The sequence below is a fragment of the Microbulbifer pacificus genome (assembly GCF_033723955.1).
GTDB lineage: Bacteria > Pseudomonadota > Gammaproteobacteria > Pseudomonadales > Cellvibrionaceae > Microbulbifer > Microbulbifer pacificus.
The window spans coordinates 1,775,916-1,801,361 of record NZ_CP137555.1 but is presented as its reverse complement, the minus strand read 5'-3'; the positions used below and the strand labels follow the sequence as shown (position 1 = coordinate 1,801,361).

Here is a 25,446-nt window from a genome sequence, read left to right as displayed (position 1 = left end):
CCTAGCTGATATTCATCATCAAGACGTGAGAGTTATGCATAAGTTATTGAACACGCCGTTGCTGCGAAAAGAATCGTACATCGGCGGAGAATGGTGGCGAGGTGAGTCAACCCTGGCGGTGCATTGCCCGGCTACGGGCGAGACGATTGAAACGGTCTGGGACTTCGACCGCGAAGCAGCGACTGCCGCGGTGCGCAGCGCCGAGCTTGCCTTGCCCATGTGGCGGGACAAAACGGCAAAAGAGCGTGCACACATCCTGCGCACCTGGCATGACGAAATCATCAGGCACACCGAAGAGCTGGCGCTGATCCTCACTGCGGAACAGGGTAAACCGCTGGCGGAAGCGCGTGCTGAAATCCTGTATGGTGCCAGCTATATCGAGTGGTTTGCCGAAGAGGCGAAGCGCATATACGGTGATGTAATCGCTCCGCCTAACAATGATCGCCGCGTACTGGTGCTCAAGCAGCCCGTAGGGGTGGTCGCGGCCATTACTCCGTGGAATTTCCCCAGTGCAATGCTTGCCCGCAAGCTGGCACCGGCATTGGCCGCAGGATGTACCTTTGTGTGCAAACCTGCGGCAGAAACACCGCTTTCCGCGCTGGCCCTGGCGGTACTGGCAGAGAAGGCCGGGGTGCCGGCCGGCGTATTCAATGTCGTCGTCAGCAGCCGTGCACGGGAAGTTGGCGAAGTGTTTACCGGCGATGCGGCCGTTCGCAAGCTGTCGTTCACCGGCTCAACCCCGGTGGGGAAGCTGCTGGCCGCGCAGTGCGCGCAAACGGTCAAGAAAGTTTCTCTGGAGCTGGGCGGCAATGCGCCGTTTATCGTATTCGACGATGCGGATATCGACCGCGCAGTGGCAGGGGCGATCGCCTCAAAATACCGCAATGCCGGGCAAACCTGTATTTGTACCAATCGCATTCTTGTCCAGGACGCTGTTTATGATAAATTTATCGAAAAATACTGCGCGAGAGTGGCGGAGCTGAAGATCGGCAGCGGCTTCGAAGACGGGGTCGATTTGGGGCCGATGATTACCGCGGACGCGGTGGGCAAGGTTGCGCGGCTGGTTGGGGAGGCCTGCGCTGCCGGCGGGCGCATATTGATCGGTGGCAAGCGTGGCAATGGAAATGGAAATTTCTATTTGCCCACCGTTCTGGAAGTGGCCGCTGAATCGCCCATATGCCGCGAGGAAATTTTCGGGCCGGTGTCACCGGTCATTCGCTTTGTTAACGACCAGGAAGCGGTGTCGATCGCAAACGATACGCCCTATGGTCTCGCCGCCTACATGTACAGTCGCGATCTCGGTCGTATCTGGCGGGTTGCAGAGCAGCTCGAATACGGCATGGTGGGTATCAACGAGAGTGGCATTTCCAATGAAATGGCTCCGTTTGGCGGCGTTAAAGAATCCGGTATCGGGCGTGAAGGTTCCAAGTACGGTTTGGATGACTACCTCGAAACCAAGTATCTGTGTATGGGGATATCGTAGCTGCGTTAAATGCCATTTTAAAAAGGGAGGATGGCACGCAGGGCTCGCAAGAGGTTTGCATATTTAACCGAATCTAGTCGGAAAGCAATGCCAGAAGCTGCTCGTTATCCGAGGGTAATGCTGCTGCGCTGGTGGCATCAAACAGTGCATCCGCCAGTGCCTGCTTCTTCTGTTGCATCTGGTGGATACGCTCCTCCACCGTATCGGCTGCCACTAACTTATACACAAACACCGGCTTGTCCTGGCCGATGCGATAGGCGCGGTCGGTGGCCTGGTTTTCCACGGCGGGATTCCACCAGGGGTCCATGTGGATCACCACGTCGGCAGCGGTAAGGTTGAGACCGGCCCCGCCGGCCTTGAGGCTGATCAGGAAAACGTGCACTTCACCGTTCTGGAAACTGTCGATGACCTGCTGGCGTTTGCGGGTCTGCCCGGTGAGTTTGGCGTGGTTGATTTTCTGCGTCGCGAGCTGTTCCTCGATCAGCTTCAGCACTTGGGTGAACTGGGAAAAAATCAGGATGCTGCGGCCTTCCTCCAGTAACTGTGGCAGGGTTTCCGCGAGCCATTCGAGTTTCGCACTCTCGTGAATGCCTTTCGCCTTGTCCAGCTTTACCAGGCGTGGATCGATACAGGTCTGGCGCAATTTCAACAGCGCGTCGAGAAATTCGATGTGGCTTTTGCCCATGCCCTGGCGCGCCACCAGATCGCGGATGCGTTTTTCCAGGCTGATACGCACGCTTTCATACAGTGCGCGCTGTTTGCTGCCGAGTTCCACATACTGGATGGTTTCGGTCTTTGGCGGCAGCTCGGATACCACTTCGGCCTTGGTGCGGCGCAGCATGAATGGCCGCACCTTGTGTGCGAGCTCCTGCTGGCGGTCGTGGTTGCCCTGGTTTTCGATCGGGGTGCGATAGGCCTTCTGGAAGGTCTTACGTTCGCCCAGTAGTCCCGGCAGCGCGAAGTCCATTAGCGACCAGAGCTCCCCCAGGTGATTTTCCAGCGGGGTGCCGGAGAGGCACAGGCGGATATCGCCGCGCAGTTCGCGCACGCATTCGGCGATTTTTGTGTCGGGGTTTTTTATCGCCTGTGCCTCGTCGAGGACGACGAGGCTGAACGACTTCTTCTGATAGCGCTCATGATCCCTTACCAGCAGTGGATAGGTGGTAATCACCAGGTCGCTGTGGTCGATTTCGGCAAACGCCGGGACTCTGTCCGGGCCATGAATCAGCGTCACTTTCAACTGCGGTGCGAATAGCGCCGCTTCACGCGACCAGTTGCCGGTGAGGCTCGTCGGGGCGATCACCAGCGCGGGTCTTGTCAGTTGTCCCACCTCCTTCATGTGCTGGATGAGCGCAAGGGTCTGCAGGGTTTTGCCGAGACCCATGTCGTCGGCGAGAATGCCGCCAAAGCCGTGACGCTGCAAAAATACCAGCCAGTTGAGGCCGTCCTGCTGGTATTGGCGCAGGGTCGCGTTGAGATGCTTCGGGGCCGGCACGGGCTCCAGCCCGGAAAAGTTGTGCAGCAACTCGATCAGTTTGCGGGTGGCAGGGGCGCGAAGCCCGTTCAGATTCGCCGCACCTTCGAACTGCGCGGCCTGGAATGCCGGCAGCCGCACCGGTGCGCCGAGCCTTTTTTCCCGCAGTAAATCCAGCAACAGGCCGCGAATATTTTGCAGCGGACCCGTATCGATGCCGATCCATTCGCCATCGATATTAATGGTCAGTTGTTGTGGCGCATCCTGCTCCAGCCAGCGCTCAACCAGCGTGACTATGGGCAACTGGCGTCCATCCGGGAGCGTGATATTGAGTCCGAATTCGAACCAATGGCTGTCGCTGTCGGACAGTTCAATGGCGACATTCGCGCGGGTCAGTTCGAACTGGTAGCTGGGATCGCTGTCGATTACCCAGCCCTGTTTTTCCCATTCTGGAAATTGTTGGCTCAGCAGCTCCCGCCAGTTGTCGAAAATCTTTTCCGGCGCGGTGGCGTCGGGTACCCACACTTCTTCCTGGCCGCCGAGACGCTCGGCGATCAGGTAGAGTCCCTGCGCGTGAATCTGGTTGCAACAGCGGTGTTCCGCTTCCAGGTCGCGGGTGATCTGGTAGTAGGTATTGCCTTGCGTGAAGGTCGCCTCTTTTCCCTCGAACTGTTTGCTGTAAGGGGGCGCCAGGGAAAACCCGCCGTAATTGAAGTGCAGCTTCAGTGCGGGCAATTTGTAGTGGCCGAGGTCGCAGCCCACCAGGGTAATGTGCGGGGTAAACTCGCTCACACGCTGCAGCCTGGGTTCCACCGGCAGCGGCAGTTGTGTAGCGGGAACCAGCTGGCGCAGTTGCACCGACATCAGTCCCACGTCTGCCGCGGACACCGCGGGCATTTCCAGCAGATGAGCCAGCTGGGTGGTGGGTAGTGCGGTGGTTATGTCGCCGACTTCCGCCGTGTCCGTGTCCAGATAGCAGGGGGGAGTGACCGGGATCAGCTTCCATTGCGTGATAGATCCGATGCCTTCCAGTTCTGCCACCAGCTGTAGGCTTTCATCGTCTCGCGTCTGCCACGTCCAGTTGAGTGCCCTTGCTGAGCCGCGCTGGATCGGTGCGTCTTCAAAGTAAAAGCGGCCGCAGCTGAACAGGTGAACCAGCGCCTGCCGACCCTGCTCACCGACGAGCCCCAGCTGCCCGGCAGCGTTGATGCGTGGCAGCAGTTGCAGAATGGTGACGTCTTCATCCAGCAGATGACTGGGTCGGTTCCAGCCCAGCCGGGCCGTATCCGGGGCGAAGTGCTTCAGCTGACTCCAGCTGCCGTCCTTTTTCAGGTAACCCCTTTGGGTGGCGAGCTGCAGGCGCCCCTGGGGGTTTTGTTCCAGCACGTAGAGCAGGTAGTGCTGACCGTGTTCCAGATCCGCGGGGGTGGGCCCCGGCGCCGGCGGCAGTTGTTCCAGCCAGCGCTGCCACTCGGGTGTCCTGGCCGCCGCGGTTTTCTGCTGGGGGGCTGTTTCCGGCAGCTGCGCAGGCTTTTGATCCCTCTGCAACAGTTCGAGCGCAGTGGCCACAGCGTGCTTGCAGTTGAGCCCCACCGGGCAGGAGCAGAGGCCTACCAGGCGGCCGTGGTCCATATCCAGCTCTACCCGGTATACAAGGCGCGCCGAGCCCTTCACACGACCGCGATAAATTTGCGCTTGCTCATCCCAGATCGCTTCCTGCACACGCCCGCGCAGAAAGTAGTCTTCCCCGCGTTCAAACGTGAGGTCGTCGACCATGGCGCGGATGCTGTTCAGGGTGAAAGCGGTCAAATGCGGCTCCCGGAGCTACTGTTCTGGTCTGCGGTGTGGCAATGGCACAGCTGGACCAGTTCTGTGAACCGGTCACTGTATCACGCTGGAGGAGGGATCAAGAGAGGCGGTGGTGGAATGTGCGGACAATGCGCTTGCCGGTTCGCAGGGTGGCGGTCCGCGCTATGCTGTGGCATTCCGCCAGAGGCGGACCAATGAATGGAGGGCAGTGATGATGATGGGAACCGGGAACAATCGGGGTGGGGCAGCGCTTGGCGGTGCAATTCTCCTGTGCGGAATATTGATGACGCTGACTGCCTGTGCAAAGCGCGAACCCGCAGGTGCGGCAGCTCTTGCATCACAAATGGAAACCATGGAATGGCGCGCTCCGGATTGTGAGCCGGCGGATGATTGCACCTCGGTGACGGTCGATCGCGAGGTATTTAGCGATCGCCCCGCGCTGAACGAGGCGGTGCGCCTGCAGCTGCTGGAGCAACTGCAGGGCAACGGCGAAACCACTGTGGCGGCGGATACGAGCCTTGCGCAGGTAGCGCAGGCGTTTATCGAGGACGCCGGCAAGGTTGCAGATATTTCCAGTGCACGCTGGCAGATGACCGGTGATGCAAAGGCACTGGCGCGTCGCGGCAATCTGCTCACCGTGCAAATCACCAGTTATGTCTACAGCGGCGGCGCCCACGGCATGCCGGTAACCCGGTGGCTGAACTGGGACCTGTCGGAGAACAGGCGTGTCGTGCTGGAAGACGTGATCAAGTCGGGAGCGGAGGGAAAATTCTGGTCGCTGGCACAGGCGGCGCATCAGCAGTGGCTCGAAACGCAGAACGCGCAGCAAGACTTTCGGGAGAACTGGCCGTTCGCACGCAGCGAAGATTTCCGGTTCACGGATAAGGGACTGGTGCTGCGGTACGGTGTGTATACCCTGGGGCCCTATTCCATGGGCGAAGTGGAACTGCTGATACCCAGGGAGCAGCTGGTGGAAGTGGTTCGCGAAGACTTTTAACCGCGAAATTTTCGGATTTATCTTCAGTGCTTCGCAAAAATTCTCGTTGGATAGCGGAAGGGTATCTATTAACTAGTCTTTAAGGGGGCAACTACAGCCATACGGGTTATTTGAGCCGGTAACGAAGTATCGAGGAATGACGATGAAGTTTGTGTCACGGATGACGGCAATGATCGCGCTCGCGCTCGCAATTCCTGCGCTGGCGCAGCAGCAGACCGGAGAGCCCGGTTCGCCGAGCGCGACCACGACGATTCCGGGCAACCAGTTACCCGCACCCGCGCCGAAATTCGGCGGCGTGATCGAGGAGGGCGCCCTGCAATCCACGCCCTGGTGGCCACCGCGCGTGGTGCCACCGAAGGATGCGCCCAACATCCTGCTGATCATGACCGATGATGCCGGCTTTGCCGTCAACAGTGTGTTTGGCGGTGTGATCCCGACGCCGTCGATGGAGCGTATCGCCGAAAACGGCCTGCGCTATAACCGGATCATGTCTACCGCCCTGTGCTCACCCACACGCGCCGCGCTGATTACCGGGCGCAATCATCACTCGGTGGGCTTCGGGGTGATCGCCGAGCAGGCCACCGGCTTTCCCGGCTACGACAGTATCATCGGCGTGGACAACGCGACCATCGGCCGCATCCTGCGCGACAACGGTTACGCCACCAGCTGGTTCGGCAAAAACCACAATACCCCCACTTACCAGGCCAGCCAGGTAGGGCCGTTCACCCAGTGGCCCACCGGCATGGGCTTTGACTACTTCTACGGTTTCGTCGGCGGCGACGCCAACCAATGGGGGCCGAACCTGTTCCGCAACACCACCCAGATCTATCCCTGGATCGGGCACGAGGGCAGCCTGAAAATGGACCGCTCCGATCCCAAGGCGAAGATCTGGCCGGTAACCGGCAAGGAGCCCACCTGGAACCTGGTAACGGCGATGGCCGACGATGCCATCGACTGGATGTACCGGATCCACCAGAGTGACCCCAACCAGCCGATCTTCCTGCATTACGTGCCCGGGGCAACCCACGCGCCGCATCACCCGACCAGGGAGTGGGTCGATAAAATTCACGCGATGCACCTGTTTGACGACGGCTACGAGAAGCTGCGCGAGCGCATCTTCGAGAACCAGAAGAAACTCGGCGTGATCCCGCCGGACCAGAAGCTCACTCCCTGGCCCAAGGACATCCTCCCCCCCTGGGACAGCCTCAGTGACGATGCCAAGAAACTCTACATCCGCCAGGTCGAGGTGTTTGCCGCCTACGCGGCCTACAGCGATCATGAGATAGGCCGCGTGATCCAGGCCTTCGAGGAGCTGGGCAAGCTCGACAACACCATCGTCATCTACATCAACGGCGACAACGGCACCAGCGCCGAGGGCGGGCCGCAAGGGACCTTCAATGAAGTGGCGTTCTTCAATAGCGTCGCGCCGTCAGTCGATGTGCAGATGAAATACCACGACGCCTGGGGCACCGAGTTTACCTACAACCACATGTCCGCAGGCTGGTCCTGGGCTTTCGACACCCCGTTCGACTGGTTCAAGCAGAACGCCTCGCGGCTCGGCGGCGTCAACCAGAACATGGTCATCTCGTGGCCGAAGCGCATCAAGGACAAGGGGGCGCTGCGCGGGCAGTTCACCCACGTCATCGATGTGGTGCCGACACTGCTGGAGGTCATCGGTATCCCCGCACCGGAGTATGTGGACGGCATCAAGCAGAAGCCTCTGGAGGGCACCAGTTTTGCCTATACCTTCGACGCGAAAAATGCCAAAGCCGAGTCGCGGCACAAAACCCAGTACTTCGAGATGATGGGGCAGTGGGCGCTCTACCATGATGGCTGGCTGCTCAGCACCAAGGTCAACCGGGCGCCCTGGGATGCCTTCGGCGAAGCCAATACCGACCCGCTCAACAATCAGACATTCCAGCTCTACAACCTCAACGAGAGCTGGAACCAGTCCGAAGATGTTGCCGCCAGGCACCCGGACAAGGTAAAGCAAATGCGGCAGATGTTTATCGACGAGGCCAAAAAGTATCAGGTGTTCCCGATGAGTGCCTCGGTGGCGGCCAGGGTTGCGGCCGAACGTCCGAGCCTTACCGCCGGACGCAACGAGCTGGTCTATACAAGGCCGATGACCGGTACCCCGCAGGGCGACGCGCCCTTCCTGCTCAATACCTCCTACACCATCACCGCGGACATCACGGTGCCGCAGGGCGGCGCCGAGGGCATGATCGCCACCTCCGGCGGGCGCTTCGCGGGCTGGGGTTTCTACCTGCTCGGCGGCAAGCCGGTGTTCAACTGGAACCTGCTTAACCTCGAGTGGGTGAAATGGCAGGCGCCGCAGGCGCTGGCGCCCGGACAGCACACCATCGTGTTTGACTTCAAATACGATGGCCTCGGCCTGGGCACGATCAAATACAACAGCTTTGCCGGTGTGGGTAAGGGCGGCACCGGCACCCTGAAAGTGGACGGCAAGGTGGTCGCCACCAAGCGGATGGAGAAGACGATCCCCATCATTCTGCAGTGGGACGAGAGCTTCGATATCGGCTCCGACACCATTACCGGCATCGACGACGCCGACTACCTGCCGCCGTTCCCGCTCACAGCCACGCTGAACAAACTGACGATCAATATCGACCGTCCGCAGTTGTCTCCGGAAGACATCAACAAGCTGGAAGCCGGAATGAAAAAGGCTGCCTCGGGCATTCAATAGCGCCGTCAAAAGCGGATATGCGGGGGAGGGAAGTTGGTGGGCCCAGCAGGACTTGAACCGGTTATGTCAGGTTGCACGATTGCTGTGTACGCCCTAGAAACTAAATTTGACTGGAATCCTAAGTAAAAACAATAGGTTATAAGCGCATCTTGACGATGAATAAATATACAAATATTTGCATGTATATTCCTCCGAAAACAACCCCGATTCATTTGATACCCCCAAATCTACCCCCGTATGAACATAACTTAACCACTGGAATCGCTAGTGTGCGAATTCTGTTGTCCAGGGTTCAAAAAAAAAGCGGGACTATGCCGAGTTCAAGCATGATGTAGTCATTAGTTTAGCCGTCTAGTCGTGGGTTATAGGTTTAAAGCATAAAAACTCAATATCGAGTTTCATTACTTCAACTTTGGTGAGGCAGGCGTGGGGAGTGAGCTTATATTTAAAGCTTTAGAAGCGTACAGGCTAGAGAACGTCTATGAACTAGCGGAATTTGACGGACTCATATTGGACCTCTACTTGCTTTCATTAATCGGACTTGATATTCATCAAGTATGGTTTCAGTAGCTAACGTTTCGAAAGTGACAGTATCGAGTTGAAAGCTAGCCCTACTTGTGACTATATTGAAGTTTTATTGGTCGAAAATACTTCTGGATCTTCGAGAGCCAAGATACATATACACAAAACGATGATTTTTATTAGAATTCAATAGGGTGTCCGAGATTCTAACGGCGAGCTGGTTTTGCATGGGATATAGATTAATCTAGAGCGTTGTTACATACCAATCAGAATGAAATCTTAATAATGGATTTCAGTAAATTATCAATTTCAATATTTCCCATTAGTATTAATCCATTCAATAAATGGGCTAAGGGTGCCCTTGTCGACAACGATATTGTCAATAATTCTAGAGGTTGCTACTAGTTGACCGTTTTCAATTATAAATTGACCTTCGGTAGCTTCTAATAATGTTTGTAATGCAGATGAAGTGAGATGGAATTTTTCCATATGCTGTGTTGATGTCGATATTTTTTTTGATACCACCTCTTCAGGATTATCAACTACATTTTTATTTTCAATATACCGCTTTAGCGAAATAATTTTATTTTTTAACGTAGCCACTTCAGCTCGCAGCTCAAAATTTTCTTTTTCATATATTGAACTATGTAAATTTTCTGACTTTAATGGCAGGCTACTATTTTCGTGATTTTGTCTCAAAAATAATATAATTTTTTCTCTATATATTTTATTTCTATATAAAGTGCTTTTTGAAATTGGTTTTGGCGGAGTCCCTTCGCTATTGTGGGAATGCTCTATAGTAAGTGCTTGAGAAATTGCAGAGCACAAATAGGTTGCTAAAGAATTGAAGTTTGAAAATTTGGCTTTTGACCTGCGAAGACGCATTAAATTCTGGTCAATCATTTCACACACTTTATTAACTTTTTTATCACGATGTGCCTTAAAGTTGTCAGTGCCTTTATTAACCGGCATTACAATATCTCAATTAAAGATGGATTTCCTGAGGGGGGCTCAGATAACATAAAATTAAATAATCCCTCAACGCTTACGTTAGCGTGATCGCAGATTCCTCTTATGATTCCGCGAAATTCATCAAGCTGGGAGTAGCCGGTAGGCTGATTTATTAATCTATCTATATCGCCATTCTTTGCCAAAATTTTGTTTCTAAGTTTTACGAGGTTTGAGTTAAGTTGCTCGGTGAAAAACTCTGGATATAATTGAGCATCACGAACTCTGATTAAAATACTAGATAGCTCGTCACTGCCTGCCTTCATAACCTCTAGGTTTTTTTCAATGATATCTGGTTTTTTAATTAGGTATTTATCACGGGTTCTAGAGTCTTTTCTGAACTGCTCTAGAATTGTGAACGAGGCAATCCAGGCTGCCACTTCGTTAGCTAAGCCGTGTCGGTCCTTATCGAAATTGGCTAAAATGTTTTCGCTAACTCCCTGTGCTTTTAGTGAAAAAATCCGTTCAGTCAATCCATTCACTTTAAAGTGAAGTGCTCGAATATGAGCAGCTATTCTAGGTAGGTGATCGACTGTTTTAATTGAGGCCCAGCATTGCCCGCAGTTTCTTTCTCCTACTTCCAGGATTACTTCTTTTGGGCAAATATTATTGTAGGGACAAATATGTGTAGAGTTGTGGGCAAGCTGATTTCGGCTTACTTCCTTTGCAATTGAAATCCCACTTTCTATGCGGCCCTCAGAATGTTCATGGCCAACTGAGATCGCTCCAAAATCTGAAAATGCTTCTGATATATTCTCATTGATTGCCTGGCGCAATTTTGAATGGATATCATCTGCTTTTATTTTTAGGCCATCTCCGGGCTTCGAAAGTAATGGATGAAGACCTTTCAAAGCAAGATTTTGTTGAGCCGACGCACTATCGATAACTTGCGGATCAATTACAGAATAGTAAATTACCGTGGCTTCGTTTTCATGCCCAGTTATGTAACGTCCAATAACCCATGGTGGAAGTATTTTAATATGTTGGGAGACGACTGTTGCGCGTGCGCTATGCGGAGTAATATCAGAATCAAATTTCCTAGCTAATTGGCCATCGGACGTTCTGTATTCACAACAGCTAGCTAGTCCAATAGCGCTGTCAAAAAGATTTGAATCATTAGCAAATTCTTGAAAGGCAATTAAAAACTCACGAAATTTCCTAATGTATACGCCGTCGTCAGAGGGCTTGCCTCCATCAGGGCGGTCGCCGCCAATAGGGAATAGTGGCTTTATTTTTCCAAATGGCGAGCGTACATGTCCATCATACCAGTAACTATTTCCTACCCAAGTTTCATTATATCTACTTCTCAAATATTTCAGTTTGTCTAATAAGATTATAACTCTCCGGCTCACATGAGCCGTCCACGGATCATGCTTCACTTTATCTGTATTTACAACAAGTTCACATATTGGAGGGAGTGGGAGTTTACGATTGATCCTTTCATCATACTTATCCTTGTCTAGCCAACGAATATGGATATGCCTGATACCTGTTTCAAATGAAATCAGAGTTTGGTGAAGATGGATTATGTTTGGAACTTTCGAAGGTTCATAGTTTTTCACCTTTCTATAGGAAAGTGAAAGCGACGACTTGTGAATCCATTTTATTGGATAAAGACTGCCTCTGTGATAAATAAAAGGAATAAAACCGAATCGCTCAGTTTCAATTAAGGTGTCGTAAGCCGGGGAAATATTCTCTATTTCATTCAGGATCTTGCTTCTTAACTCAAAGTTCGTACTCTCCTCGACTAGTGACTTGACGATGTACCATATAAATTGCTCAAGCGCATACAGATAAGAGAGCATGGGCGAAAAGTGTTCCTGGCAAATTATTGTTTTCGAGGTGCCAGAACGTCGTTTTATTAAAGGAAAGTCAATCTTTCGGATCAGTGGGTTTACGAAACCGTGTAAAGATGGCCTGTTTGTAGATTCTCGCTGAAGGTAATCGAAATATTTATCAATTTTCAATAAGTGCCCGTAGGCAGTATCAGTGGACCTATTATCACATATGAAATCAATTAGAGATGGAGTTCCATTCGATCCGTCAATATATTTCCGTGTGAATTCTTTTGGTTTGCTGGGGACAATTAATGGCTTATCTTGGGCCTGATAGAATTGTGGAATCTCAAAGAAAAGGAATTCATTTAATATTTTGAGGGACTTATATATTTCCTTATACGACTTCATCCCTCGCTTTCTTTTCAAGGAAACGTAGTTTTCTTGTGTTTCTGCCCACTCTTTAGATGCTGCTCTAACATCAAAGTTTGCAATATCTCCGCAACAATGGGGACTAAGGAGTGACGAAGTTGAATACTTAGAATCCTTTATCTTTCTATTGAAAATTTCTTTCCTTGCGTTTAAGAAATCATCCATTGTGTAACAAACACGCTCTCCGAATGATTCCCTAAGTAATAAAAGCATATCCTTAATTGGAGTTGTCAGCGGGACGAACGAAGTTTTTCCTGATTTATGGTCTGCGATAGCTTTTAGAAATTTAACAGAGTCGTCAACATTTACATCTTCAATTTTGTGCCAATCTGTGGCGATAATAAACTTCCAGCCACTTTGCTGAATGTGATGCTGCAGGGATTTATTGAGTCCTTTACTAACCTTGAGTTTATAATTTTTTTCTCCAGAAATTGGCTGTCTAAAATTTTGGAAAAAGAGTAGAACTTCAGAATATAGTGATTTGCAAATCTCTTTTTTTTCTCCTCTTGTCCCTTGTGTGGTTAATGGAATTCTAAAGTTTGATGTCAGAATAACGGCATCTTGCCTCCAAAGCGACAGTAGCATTACCCCAATCCCGCGGATTATCTGCTTTATGAACGTGGCGGATATACTTTCTTGCACGTTTTGGTAATTTGGGATTATCAAAGAAAAATCGTTTTTCCTAATAGTCGACTTGCTTGTGTAAATTTTGTGGCAAATTCGAACAAATTCTTTCGCAGATAAAGAAATGTTTTGGAAATTTTTTTTATCAAAATACTTGCAGAAGGCAAGAGTGTGAGTCATTGGAGATCTGGCGGTAGAACTTGAAATGTCATCATTTTGGATTTCCTTTCCTTCACTAAATTCTTGAAAAAGAATATTTCGAGTCTGACTAATTGCCTTGGTAATGCATTTTTCTAAAACCGCATTATTTTTTTTAATTTCGATTTCCAAAGAAATGTTAATCATATACCTATCCCGTAACTTTTAACGTTCACTATCTAAATCCAGCAATCTTTTTATCTCCATTTTGTGATAGTTTATTCTGATTTCACTAAGAGATAGTCTCGAGGCATGCTCGGAAACTAGTTGGTTCGAATACTCAATTGCAGATCGTATTTGATCCGTATCCTTTCTGGCATACAGTCTCGTGCTAGTAATACATGAGTGACCCATAAGAAGGCGGACTATAGATTCATTAAGACCGAGATCGTCACCGATTGGAATGTAGTTCAAAGTATATGTTCCATACATATGACGCAGTGAATGGACAGAGATGTTACTTTTTCCACCAAGGCCTATTTCATTTTTTATTCGGGAAAACGTCTCTGCTCGTGACTGCCTACTACTGGTAAAGTAAGGCCTTCCGTTATCTTTTTGGAAAATAAAATCGTGTCGACAATATGGATTTCTTTCGCGCTTGAGATATTTACTTAAATTCTCAAAAAACAGCGTTTTAAATGGTTCAATTAAGAAAGTCTGATCAGTTGCTCTACCTTTCCATGCTAGCTTTTCATACTCACTTTGTTCCAATCCGGTATTTTTTCTAGAGAAAGGATTGATCAATTTTACGGAAAAGTCATTGAAGTCAACGTCACAGATTCGTATTTGAAGCGCTTCATGTTGTCTGCAGCCTGAAGCGGCTAACAAACTGAAGAATGCGCGGTCGCGAAGCGATCTAGTTTGCACTATCAGATCTCTCGCCCTATCGAAAGGAAAGGGATCTCGAGCATTGATTGCCGCTCGATTACCCCTGGGGACTCGAAATAACCCATCGGATTTTTTCGTAAACTTCGTCCCATTTCTTATGACGCCAGACAGCATGCTTGATTGCTTAATACGGTTCTTTTCGTAGGGGGATAAATGTTTGAATGTCGGCTGCGTGACTCTGGGTAGTAGGGGTGGAATACCATTAGCAATTGCTGATGCGTCAGATAGCGTTAGGAAGTAGCTGATTGCAGCCCCAATTGGAATGAGTGAACGTTGGCTCGTCGTTTTCTTTGGTTTCAGTTCAATGGCAACACGTCTTGCGAGCCAGTCCGAAGAATCGACGCCGAATAGCAAATAGTCTCTATAGCTATAAATTGCTTGCTCGATTATTTCTGGTGATGCTTTTGGAATATGTAGTGCGGCTTCATATATGTAATTGATGAAACGAGCAATATGTCCGCTATATTGTTCAATGGTGTTTGACGAATACCCTTGACGCGTCATGTTTCGAATTGCTATCGAGAAGGGTTCAAACTCATCTCCCTCATTTGTTATCAATATAAATTTGAAGTTTCTAGTTGATGGAGCACGTATTAATTGGAAATGTCTCATTGATAAGCACGTAGAATCGTTAACTTGAATTGCCTAGATCGGTCGATTCTATGAACGATGCCTTGAAATGCTACAAAAAATTTTTTTATTTTTAGTTATCGCCCATTTCAAATCCCAATGTGCATTAACTCGGTCGTTACTGCGCATTTAACCTAATTAATGCGCATTTTTTTTTAGGCGGGCTGTTGTTAGATAAGCCATGCAAGACGGATACTTAGAATAAGATAAGTAACTTATATCTGTGGAAAGACTCATCAACCTTTAAGGAGGATTGAATTATATTGTTACTGGATTTGGAAAAATCTGAGAGATATAAAATATTTACTAGTGATTTCGGCCCTAATTTTTTTGGTGCCGCCGAGGTACTACAGTAAGCCCAGATGTAGGCGCGGTGGGTTTTCTTTTTACCCTGTGCCAGCATGTGCACCGGGCTGTCACCGATTGAGTATGAGAATAGGTATTTTAAGACGCTAGAATCTGTCCTGAACGCCCCGGGTTTGCCATTGTGCCAGCACAATCTAGCCTTCTTTGAGAGAATCCAGATACCCATCAAGACGTAAAAGCCGCTGGTCCGTCGGAGAGCTTTTAAGGCCAATTACAAGCTGCTTTTTTGCCTCCGAATGCTTTCCCCTTTGGATCAATAGACTGGCAAGGGCACTTATGTACTCGACATTGGTCGGCTCAAGCGCCAGTGCCTGGTGGTAGGCCTCTTCAGAATCTTGCCATTTTCTCTGCTGGTGTCTTAGTACTCCGAGGTTGTACCAGATCCGCGCGTTGTTCCCTGTCAGCGCGGCGTTTTCCAGTTCCTTTTCTGCGTCTTCCAGCTTACCCATCTCCGCCAGTAACAGGCCCAATGCGTAGCGCGTTGGAGCAGCATCCGGTTCCTGTGACAGAACTTTGCGAAACAGCTCTTCCGACTTATCGAACTGATGGTACTGATAGTGAATCTGGGCGAGGTTCATACGCGAGGCGTTTGCGCGATCGTCAATGGTGAGGGCGTGCTCATAAGCCTGTATTGCGGCCCCGAAATGGCCGGCCTTTTCGAGATCAAGCCCCCGCTGGTGGCTGGATGAGACAAAATCATCGTTAACCTCCAGCGATTGCTGGTACTCCGCCAGCGCATCCCGGTAATGGCGCTGGGTTTCTGAGGGGAGGCTTAGGAGCTGCGCATCTTCCATTTCCACTAGGCTCTGTACCGCAGTGATGCGCACGGCGGCAACGGGATCACTCAGTAGCGGAATGAGTCGCGACTGTTTGTATGCCATGGGCACACTGTAGAACGCGCGTGCGGCCGCTGTGCGAACCAGTGGGTTGGTATCGGTAAGCGCTTGTTGCAGCACTTCGAACGCGTGTGGCTCGTTGAGCAGGGGGGCCAGCAGATCCGCTGCGGTGGCACGGGCTATGGCGGGTTGATTCCGGTCGTCGAGCAATTTTGCAAGAGGCTCCGTTATTTGTGTGGGCTCCGTTGCCGCTTGGATTGCCCGTGCGAGGGTCTCCGAAAAATGTGCAGGTCGCGGGCTGCCATACCAGTGATCGATCTGCCGCGTTGCCCATTCAGGCGATTTGTCCTCGTGGCAGGTGTTGCAGGCGTTGGGAATACCGAACGCCACGCTCAGATCCGGGCGCGGGATGCGCAGGCTGTGGTCCCGGCGAAAATCATTGGTCATATAATTTTGGCCGGGCATATGGCAGTCGACACATTGGTTGCCACTCCCGGTCGTATAGGCGTCTGACTGCCGTGTGGCCGCCATCGGATGATGGTGATGCTCGGGAGTGTCGTACTTTTGCGGTGCGTGGCAGCCAGTACACAGGGTATTACCGGGGCGCTTGATGCGCGTACTGTGTGGATCGTGACAATCGATACAGCCCACGCCCATCTGATACATCTTGCTCTGGGTGAAGGACCCGTAAACAAACACTTCTTCATTGATCTGCCCATCGCTGTGGTAGGGGCCGGCCTGAAGATTCATTGGCAGGTAGTGATTGAGCAAAGTGTTCGAACCGTGAGTAAAGACCGGTGTGAGCTGCTGCCGGCGGGCATGGCAGCGCCCACAGCCTTCGACCAGCTGGGCGGCCGGTTCTCCGCGAATCATGTAGAGAGTATTCTGGCTTAATGCCTTACCCTCGCTCACCTGTGCGATATGGATAGAGCCGGGGCCGTGGCAGGCTTCGCAGCCCACATCGATTTCTGCCCAATGGGTATCGTACGTTCCGGTCTTGGTATCAAAGTTCTTTTTTAGCCCGGTACTATGACAGTCTGCGCACATGCTGTTCCAGTTCATCCCGCCCTGAGTCCAGTGGATCCATTCGCCTGGCTGCGGCACCTGATGCTCTTGCAAGTGGAACCAACGGTTTTTAGCCGTATCCCAGGCCAGTGGCAGGGCCTGTAGTCGTCCGCCATCCATCTCCACCAGGTACTGCTGCAAGGGCTCGGTGCCGAAGGTGTAGCGCACCTGGAACTCTGCGCGACCGCCATCGACGCCTTGTGTTGATACCCAGAAGCCATCGTCCTGCCGGTAGAAGCGGTGCTCTATGCCCAGTGCGTGCAGTGTCTGGTTTTCAAAATTCCCTTTTACAGATTGTGCCGAGGCGTGCGCCATGGATTCCTCGTGATGGGATCCACTCCACAAGGTAGCTTGATCAGCATGACAATTCGCACAGGCTTGACTGCCCATATAAGCGGCCGCCGGCTCAGAGGGAGATTGTTCTTCGGAAGATTGCGATGTCTGCATTAACTCGCGTTCTACGGACTCACTCGATACCGTGAGATACATGTAGGCAGCGGATCCAATTCCTACGAATAACAGAAACAGGGCAACAGCATTTCTAGTAGACATGAAAAACGTCGGAAGCAGAGTAGGAAAAAGCGTCTGAATAGGCCCCTCAGGCCGCTGGGCTTGAAGGCTTACAGGACCAAAGCCACCTTAACTTAAACGTATTGTATTGCCAATCATCACACGGTTGGACGACAAAGACCGATATCATGTAGTGGTCAACTACTTCCTGACAGTAAGTTAAGATTTTCTTCAGCCTTTGTGGGTGACATGCCATCGCTGTTTTGATGTGAACGCCCTTGGTTGTAATAAGTCATCAGGTAGTGGCTGAAGTCCCGGCTTGACCCCGCGATGGAGCCCTAGCCGAGGGAGCGTACCCATTCACCTTGCAGGCTCCGGAATAGTCTTTCCGTCGGTGTATTCGGTATATCCGGTCACTCGACGGCCGCCCCCTTGTATTTATGTGGGCCGGGCTGCTTCCAGATTAGGCCGGCTTCACGCATCAGACTGTGAACTTTGAAACGTCTGACAACAACCCGCTGATCGTTAAGCAGTCCTACGATTGTGCGGCTGCCCGCGGAACTCCGTTTTCGCCTGAAGACGTCAATGAGCAGGACCCTGAGCTGACGCCTAGGTGTATCTATGGCATTCTTCCGGCGCCTAATTAGTAATAGCATGATCGAGGAAGTTCAAACGCTTCGCAGACCAGTTCCACGGGCTCCGGCCTATTAATCGGTCTAACTGCGCGTACGATTCATCTCGACGGAGATCAAGAGAGCGGCAGCTTTCTCCCGCTCCAGGTGATTTATGCGAGTTTCAGGCTCTTAGAATTTTTGTTGCTCCGGGGGTGGGGGGCTTTACTGACCGGTGTCACACCACCACGTTCAGCCACCAGTTTGAATTCGGGAAAAAAGGATCGACATTATCTACTCAATGAACTCCTCTGATTCAGGTGGCAACCTTACTACCTAATTTGGTGTCCGGGATTCGTAGACCGCTACAGCTCAAGAAAATCGAATGCTAGGAGGGGCACAAGAATACGACCGATGTGTAACTATCGAAAATACCGAATGAAAGACCAGTAAGGCCAGAGAAAGCCTTACCAACCCGATAAATTTGGCATGACCAAAAATAAAGCAAGTGTTACTATCAAGTACAGTGGAGCACAGACTTATGACTGCTCATTACGTATTATGCGATCACTTTAATCATGAAATACACGATTCACTGAATACCAGATTCCTATCTACATTTTCGGCCAAATTACATAACCTCTCTTTATCTGGAGCTCCTTTTCATGTCACAGAGCCTAACTAATGAATGCTATGAGACCATTAAAGACCTTCTAATTAGGTGTGAAATCCAGCCAAGCGAGAGATTCACCGAAAAATCTTTAATCGAAAGAGTAGGGTTTGGGCGCACTCCTGTGCGGGAGGCTTTGGCTAGGTTAGATTATGATGGCCTAGTTGAAACCATGCCACGCAGCGGATACCGAGCAACAGCGATCAATAAAAAAACTATTGGGGACTTATTTGATTTATGGAGTTTAGTCGGACCGCTTGTTGCACGCAGAGCATCAGAAAACCTGACAGAAGAAGATCTAAAAGAACTAGATTTAATTGCAAGTAAAATGTCCAAGTCAAAAAACTCAATAGATAAAAGTCTACAACATTCAAATGAAATGTTTACGGTTCTGGCAAGGATTACAAATAACCGCGATTTAATATTTCTTTGTAATAGACTTAATAGTGAATTACAGCGGTTGTTTCGACTATTCCTATTAACCGATGAAGGTAATGCCTGGAAAGAGCTCACAATATTCAGTAGCGCCAACACTTCGTGGCTAAGAGACCCAGAAATTGCAGCCACTACAATTTCGTTAGGTATAGCAAGCTCGAAGGCAGGAATTCTTAACAGTTCTCTAGCCGAAACACTCGAATAAACGAACTAGTAAAATATCAGTACAACATCGCAATAATTACCAGGCATCTATGACTGGCGGGTGACATTCCTCCAGCATATGTTGTCGCCCACCCTATCTCCGAAACTCTCCATCGGCGAGCTGATGGGCGACAACTATTGGAACTGGTTAAAACGATGCTCCGAACCGGATACCATAAGTTCTTGGATTTACGGGCGACCCCGCGAGAACCGAATTGGTGGCAAAGTAGCTACTTGATTGAATATGCCTATTATTTTCAATGTTGTTAGCGTATGCCGCAATATAATAAGCCCCCCCATTCCACTCGTAAGTTATATCCGCGTTTGTACTCCAATATGAGTCCACTTTCTGCGCCTCAAGGTGATCGAAGCCATTGATAGCATCTGTTTGGAAGTACGATCTCAGCCCTGCAAGTATTGCGCTATCAACACCTACTGGAATGGTATGCTGAACACCTATGTTAGCCGCGAATTCTGGAGAATGCGTAGCATCAAGCCCTGAACAGTCTATTTCCCACTCTGCACCACTAATTGCGGAGTCACATCCGGTTACCACGGGGAAATATACCGATGGCCCATTCCCAGTGAGCACCGGGTTTTCATTTGCAGGAACGTTATACTTAAAGTCCGTCCACTCTGCATCAAGATAAAGTAGATTGGCACTGAGTAGAGTATTTTCCGTGGCCATGAATTGAACATCAACTTCAAGTCCTGAAATTTCGGACTTCCCGATGTTCTCCGTAAAAAAACCCGGGCTCCCGTTTGGCTCGTTGCCGGCATGCGTGACTTGCTGATCCTCATACTCCCAGTAGAATGCTTCTAGATTAAGTTGAAGCCTATCGGCAAAAAATCGATTTTTAGAACCTACCGTTAAAGCAGCAATTTCCTCTGGATCAAAACTGGGTCTAGCAGCGGAAAAAGAGAAGCCACCCGAACGAAAACCAGTTTCATAGGTTGCGAACAACAACGAGGAGTTTGTAAGGTCATACTCGAGACCGAGGTGATACGTTGTCTTGCTATCCACTATGCGCTCATCTTTATCTACGATTGTCCGCAGATAACTGGTCGCTGGCGCCGCCATTGAACCGTAAATGAAATTGTCGACTATCGGAAATAATCCGAGTGTTTCAATAGCAGATTGTGCGCCGTCAGAAAACGGCAAGAACGGAGCATTGAGACATGGAGTCGGTGTAGTCGTACAATAGGACGCCATAGTATCTGACGTGCCAGTTATGGACTTCTCGTCCTCCGTATATCTCAATCCAGCAGCGAGGACCAGCTTGTCTGTTAACGAGTATGATGCCCGACCAAAAGCGGAATAAGACTCAGTTGAGAGATCGAAGTCCTGCCAGACTGCGAGGTATCCTTGCTGTGGCGCATAGAGAGCTTCTGTATTCGATTCGAAATATAGCGTGCCTACTGTGTATTCAATTTTTCCACTTTCACTAAAACCGTGAAGCCTAACTTCCAAGTTAGCCTGATCGAATTTTTTTGAATCAATAGCTGAGAAGCCAGCGCCAATAGTCACATCATCACTATCACTTTTCCGGTATGCCGGCAAAATTGACAATGTACCCACTGATGTTTCCCAGTCAATTTCTGCATTAACCCCCCAAAACTGGCCGTCGACAGTCAAGCCAGGATATGGTGGTTCCAAATATCGCCCAGCAACGCCATTAAATGTCGACATTAACAAGTCTGCAGTTTTGGAGTCATTTGGCCCGACATCGTTGCCCAACCCTGAAGACTGGACTACATACTGATTAGTAAAGGGGTTGGTCGCAGAAGTGGCAATAATTACGTTACCTGAACCGATGCCATTAGTCTGGGTGTAGTCCGATGCAATTCGAATGCTGAGATTGTCACTCGGCTCCGATAGGTATTGCAGTCTTGCTCCCTGGACATCTGCATCGCTTGAGTTATCCGACAGATAACCATCGTGTTCTAACGTAAAGCCTGACATCCGTATGGCACTAGAGTCTGTAACAGGTAAATTTACAGCGCCCTGGGCCGCAATGCTGCCATAGTCACCAACACTGACAGTGGCATAAGCATTCGTCGTCTCAACTGAAGGTTTGGCAGGGACAACGTTAATCGCTCCCCCTGTCGCATTTCTACCATAAAGCGTCCCCTGGGGGCCCTTCAAAACTTCAACTCGTTCCAAATCGTAATAAAGCCCCGTGGTGGCACTCGGCTTTTCGATAAAAACTCCGTCATAGCTAAATGCAACCGCGGATTCCGTGTAGGAATTGACGGTTGAAGAACCCACTCCTCGAATAAAAAACGATTTATTAGTACCACCAGCTGTACCAACCTGAAGAGATGGATCAAGTTGGGTTAGCTGGTCCGCACTAACAACCTCGGCACGAGTAAGTGCGTCAGAACTGATAACACTTAATGCAACTGCAGAATCTTGCGCGTTTTTGGTAGATTTCTGCGCGGTTACTGTCACCTCTTCGAGAGCTAAAGTGTTAGATTTATCCGTTTGGGCCAGCGTTGATGCCGAAGCAGCAACAGAGCAAACTGCTGCCGTTAAGATTTTCTTTGTATGCCTCATCGCGTAGTTTCCTATATTTATTATGTTTATTATGTTTACATTATTTAAAATTTAGTGGCCTAAGATAAGGTACTGCTAAACCCAAGCCAACTAGAACATTAGAACTCTAGAACAACAGAACAACAGAACAACAGAACAACAGAACAACAGAACAACAGAACAACAGAACAACAGAACAACAGAACAACAGAACAACAGAACAACAGAACAACAGAACAACAGAACAACAGAACAACAGATATATCAGAAATTTTGTGAATTGATTGTTGCACATCCCTAGCTATAGTCAACAACAACGCCTTAGTTGTCGCGGTCGCTTTGGAAAGCGCCAGGACGCTCACTTCCTAGCTAAAGCATCCATCATTTCCGGACTGAACACTTGTGACGGGCGATCCCCGCCATGCTCATCAGATATCTGGAAAACAACCCCAACCCCGCCATTCTCGGTCGTAAAATTACTTCTGTATTGCTCAACACGAACCGGCATATCCCACGCCATCTGGACATCATGTCCCTCTAGGCGCTTTACAGTTTCATCCAAGTCATCGACGTCAATGGCAATATGATCCAACCTTCCGAAGGGTGCGCCCGAAAGTCGCCCCGGGTCTTCCATAATCTGAATAGTAAAATTTTCGAACTTCAGGTAAAGATTCTTTACTTGGTCTGATTCGACTTCAACTGTAGTAACACCAAAAACGTCAGCAAAAAACTTTGTAGCCTTTTTAAGGTCAGGCACTGCAATACCCACATGATTAACCCTAGCCGTCATCAAATCCTCCTAAACCGCAGAAACATACTATGAGCGCTAATCTAAATCTGATTTAGCTTCAACCAGGCTTTTTCCATCTGCAAGGACTGATCGCGTATAGGGCTCACTACCGATAAACAGTGGTGTAGCGCTGAGTGATTCGAACTGCCAGCCGCTATCGCCGAGCAAGCACACAGCCTCTACTCGCGAAATCACTGCCGGCCCGGTCAACCCCTGAATTGGAGGTCTACCATCAGCAGCGAAATTAACGATTATGAAGTTTACGGTCGCGAGATTTTCTCGCTCAGGCACAATCCGGAGATTAGAAATCAAATGATGTGTGGTTCGAGTACCCCTGGTAGCTCTTTCACTGTAGAAACGCTTAACACCATCTTGCCCGCTGTACTCTAGTTGAGCGCTGACGGCGAGCCTACAGTCCTTACTAAAATAGCTCGGAGCATTCGCTGCACCATTGGTGTCAACGTCATGCCAAAAATCGTAGACGAACTGCTGGATCTCCACCAAACGTCTTGCGGCGTCATGATCGATTGTCCTCACAACAGCCTCCCTCCTTAATGTCACACATTTCATTCTGATATATCTGATAACAGAAAGAGGTTATCTAATATATCTGCATAATTGCAAGCCCCTAATTTCAAACCCGGAAAAAATACTTACAATGCCAATAAATACGTTAAATCAGCGGGATTTTGATAATAAACTGTGATTTTTGGTCAAAAAGTGACCTGCGGCGCAAGATTTTTTGTCCTGCCTCGAGATCTGGACTCCGCCAGATATATCACATATGATTTTGATCGATTATAGTGACGGCGGCTGATGAAGTTACACGAAGCCCTTCCCATCCCGAGAAGTTAGTGCCGGGCTCAAACTAAATAAGGATCATGAACAATGACAGTTTCTGGAAAGTATGAGTGCATAACCAAAACGCCGATGGGCGATCAAAAAACCATCTACGATATTGTTGTGGATGGCGACTCATTCAGTGGCACGAATACAGGGTCACTAGGCACCTTGGACCTAAGGAACGGCAAGATCGTTGGGAACAGGCTGACCTGGACTATGCGTATGATTAAACCATTTCCAATAAATTTTGAGGGCGAAGTTGAAATTATTGATGGCAACCTTTCGGGCATTATCAAAGCTGGAGTAATGGGTTCATCGGAGATTACTGGCAAGCGCATAGGCTAGGGGCAGGTAACCAGTTAATTCCGCACCTCAGCCTCCTAGGCTGTGTTTTTACACTCGAAATTTCGCACATCAAAGGTTGGGCTCGGGGATGAATACTCAAGATTTGCTAACAAGGCTCCAATGCGAAGAAGTACTGCTGAACTTTTTCTCATTACTTGATCAAGGAGCCAGGACGGAGGCTGCAGCACTTTTTGATGATAACGCGGTAGTAATCGCGCCTAACGGCAGTGAATTATCAGGCTCAGCCGTTAGAACATTTATTGAATCACGCCCAGACACGCTCGTCACACGGCACCTTGCAGCCAATGTTTCCATAACGCCAACCGGGTCGGATAGTGCTCAAGCGACGGCCAATATCACTGTATATCGGGTTTCCCGCGCTGAAGGCGATGTGCCCCCATTTCGGCTCCCACAGACCCCACAAGCGGTGGGCGACTTGAAAATTCACTTCAGAAAAAATGGGGATGGCTGGCTAATCACCAAATATCATGCGACACCCATTTTTGAGGAACCTGTAGCCTGCTAGGTTCCAATCCAATGAGACTGAGAAATTGGTGTTTCCATCAGGGAATTCGATGCCATTTCAAGGTTAGTTTGAATGAGAAAAGCTGAACCGTCGACAGCCTCCAATTACTACATCACTCAGTTCTATCATCTGATAGAACGCTGTGGTCTGGACGCAAATAAGATTTTCCAACGAATCGGGCTATCCCCGGAAATTGTTGATAGCCCAGGTATACGAGTTGATTCTGGCTTGCTCGCGAAGGTGGTGCGGGAATTGTGGCGACAACTACAGGATGAATCCATGTCGCTGTCGCCTTCAGTTATCCCACCGGGTAGCTTTTACTTATTGGGTAAGATGGCGATACATGAACCCAATCTTGAAAAAGCGCTGCGCTTGGCCACCTGGTTTATGGGGATGGCGACAGATGCCTACCGCATAGAGCTGGACGTTAGAGGTGAACACACTGATCTCAGGATCATCCTGAAGGACCGGACCTTCGACCCTAATCACTTATTGGGCGAAATGCTGGTTATGGCCTATCACCGATTTGCGTCTTGGCTAATTGCTGAGAATATTTCCCTGATCACGGTCGCCTTCGATTACCCGCCACCGCCTCAGGTTAGAGAGTATTGTTATCTGTTTCCAGGCGACCACGTATTCGACGCCTCGTGGCTGGGATTTACTTTCCCTAGCCGATTTCTGCGCCATCAAATACGGCAAGATGCGAGTAGCTTGAAACTCTTTATGCGGAGCTCACCGCGTGAGTTTTTCCAGCAGCCGCGGACAGACTTTAGCGTTTCTTCAGAGATACAACTCTTGCTCGTAAAACAATTTAAGGATGGGATTCCCTCGTTGGAAGGAATTGCCAGTCTTTTGCGCATGAATCAGCGTACGCTGATACGAAAACTAAAAGATGAGGGGACCTCCTATCAGCAGATAAAAGATAGCGTCAGACAGGATAAGGCCGAGAGGCTACTTTCTCTGAATACTCTTTCTGTAAGTCTGGTAGCCGAGAAGCTTGGCTTTTCTGATTCCGCGGTGTTTGCCCGAGCGTTCAAGACTTGGACCGGACTAAGTCCTAGTGATTACCGGAGCAAGCTTCCAGGTAGCGTGGCGAGCACTACCTGCTCTAAATAATTACGGAATGCGCTTTCTACTTTGTATTTACCACTGCCATTACTTT

At 49.7% G+C, this 25,446-nt stretch carries 15 protein-coding genes; 7 read left to right on the top strand and 8 right to left on the bottom strand.

All coding sequences use genetic code 11. From position 1 onward, the window contains the following. Nucleotides 1-34: 34 nt before the first annotated feature. Entirely contained in the window at nt 35-1,483 is a 1,449-nt protein-coding gene (locus R5R33_RS07870) for an NAD-dependent succinate-semialdehyde dehydrogenase (RefSeq protein WP_318955471.1), read from the top strand. A 73-nt stretch (nt 1,484-1,556) separates the two neighbouring features. Here R5R33_RS07870 and R5R33_RS07865 read toward each other — a convergent pair whose 3' ends face one another. Further along, the gene (locus R5R33_RS07865; protein WP_318955470.1) at nt 1,557-4,766 is read right to left on the bottom strand and encodes a DEAD/DEAH box helicase; all 3,210 of its coding nucleotides are present in this window, start codon (nt 4,764-4,766) and stop codon (nt 1,557-1,559) included. A 283-nt stretch (nt 4,767-5,049) separates the two neighbouring features. Between R5R33_RS07865 and R5R33_RS07860 the strand changes: the two genes are divergently transcribed. Together R5R33_RS07860 and R5R33_RS07855 are read left to right on the top strand one after the other, a co-directional pair. Beyond that, nucleotides 5,050-5,763, top strand: a complete 714-nt coding sequence (locus tag R5R33_RS07860; RefSeq protein WP_318955469.1) for a DUF3298 and DUF4163 domain-containing protein — start codon at nt 5,050-5,052, stop codon at nt 5,761-5,763. 142 nt (nt 5,764-5,905) lie between these two features. Then, complete coding sequence (locus R5R33_RS07855; protein WP_318955468.1) at nt 5,906-8,470, top strand: arylsulfatase; 2,565 nt, start codon at nt 5,906-5,908, stop codon at nt 8,468-8,470. An 831-nt stretch (nt 8,471-9,301) separates the two neighbouring features. On the opposite strand, the gene R5R33_RS07850 is transcribed toward R5R33_RS07855, so the two are convergent. From R5R33_RS07850 to R5R33_RS07835, 4 genes are all read right to left on the bottom strand, one after another. Continuing rightward, nucleotides 9,302-9,964: a hypothetical protein gene (locus R5R33_RS07850; RefSeq protein WP_318955467.1), complete on the bottom strand. Its 663-nt coding sequence runs from the start codon at nt 9,962-9,964 to the stop codon at nt 9,302-9,304. Next, nucleotides 9,964-13,176, bottom strand: a complete 3,213-nt coding sequence (locus R5R33_RS07845; protein WP_318955466.1) for a hypothetical protein — start codon at nt 13,174-13,176, stop codon at nt 9,964-9,966. The genes R5R33_RS07850 and R5R33_RS07845 overlap by 1 nt, the downstream gene beginning before the upstream one ends. An 18-nt stretch (nt 13,177-13,194) precedes the next feature. Further along, nucleotides 13,195-14,421 (bottom strand): tyrosine-type recombinase/integrase, encoded by a 1,227-nt coding sequence (locus R5R33_RS07840; protein WP_318955465.1) that lies wholly within the window; start codon nt 14,419-14,421, stop codon nt 13,195-13,197. Nucleotides 14,422-15,047: 626 nt separating this feature from the next. Beyond that, on the bottom strand, nt 15,048-17,204 hold the full coding sequence (locus tag R5R33_RS07835; protein WP_404810395.1) for a tetratricopeptide repeat protein: 2,157 nt from the start codon (nt 17,202-17,204) through the stop codon (nt 15,048-15,050). Between the two features lie 1,396 nt (nt 17,205-18,600). Here R5R33_RS07835 and R5R33_RS07830 point away from each other — a divergent pair. Further along, nucleotides 18,601-19,245, top strand: a complete 645-nt coding sequence (locus tag R5R33_RS07830; RefSeq protein ID WP_318955463.1) for a GntR family transcriptional regulator — start codon at nt 18,601-18,603, stop codon at nt 19,243-19,245. A gap of 147 nt (nt 19,246-19,392) precedes the next feature. On the opposite strand, the gene R5R33_RS07825 is transcribed toward R5R33_RS07830, so the two are convergent. The 3 genes from R5R33_RS07825 to R5R33_RS07815 all read right to left on the bottom strand — a co-directional run bounded on the left by R5R33_RS07825 (nt 19,393) and on the right by R5R33_RS07815 (nt 23,107). After that, on the bottom strand, nt 19,393-21,801 hold the full coding sequence (locus R5R33_RS07825; protein ID WP_318955462.1) for a TonB-dependent receptor: 2,409 nt from the start codon (nt 21,799-21,801) through the stop codon (nt 19,393-19,395). A 337-nt stretch (nt 21,802-22,138) separates the two neighbouring features. Continuing rightward, nucleotides 22,139-22,570, bottom strand: a complete 432-nt coding sequence (locus R5R33_RS07820; RefSeq protein ID WP_318955461.1) for a VOC family protein — start codon at nt 22,568-22,570, stop codon at nt 22,139-22,141. A 36-nt stretch (nt 22,571-22,606) separates the two neighbouring features. Continuing rightward, nucleotides 22,607-23,107 carry a nuclear transport factor 2 family protein gene (locus R5R33_RS07815; protein ID WP_318955460.1) on the bottom strand — a complete coding sequence of 167 codons (501 nt, stop codon included), beginning with the start codon at nt 23,105-23,107 and terminating at the stop codon, nt 22,607-22,609. Between the two features lie 351 nt (nt 23,108-23,458). On the opposite strand from R5R33_RS07815, the gene R5R33_RS07810 reads away from it, so the two are divergent. The 3 genes from R5R33_RS07810 (at nt 23,459) to R5R33_RS07800 (ending at nt 25,400) form a co-directional block, all read left to right on the top strand. After that, entirely contained in the window at nt 23,459-23,758 is a 300-nt protein-coding gene (locus R5R33_RS07810; protein WP_318955459.1) for a hypothetical protein, read from the top strand. An 88-nt stretch (nt 23,759-23,846) separates the two neighbouring features. Continuing rightward, nucleotides 23,847-24,284, top strand: coding sequence for a nuclear transport factor 2 family protein (locus R5R33_RS07805; RefSeq protein WP_318955458.1), 438 nt, complete (start codon nt 23,847-23,849; stop codon nt 24,282-24,284). A gap of 72 nt (nt 24,285-24,356) precedes the next feature. Then, nucleotides 24,357-25,400, top strand: a complete 1,044-nt coding sequence (locus R5R33_RS07800) for an AraC family transcriptional regulator (RefSeq protein ID WP_318955457.1) — start codon at nt 24,357-24,359, stop codon at nt 25,398-25,400. The last annotated feature ends 46 nt before the right edge of the window (nt 25,401-25,446 follow it).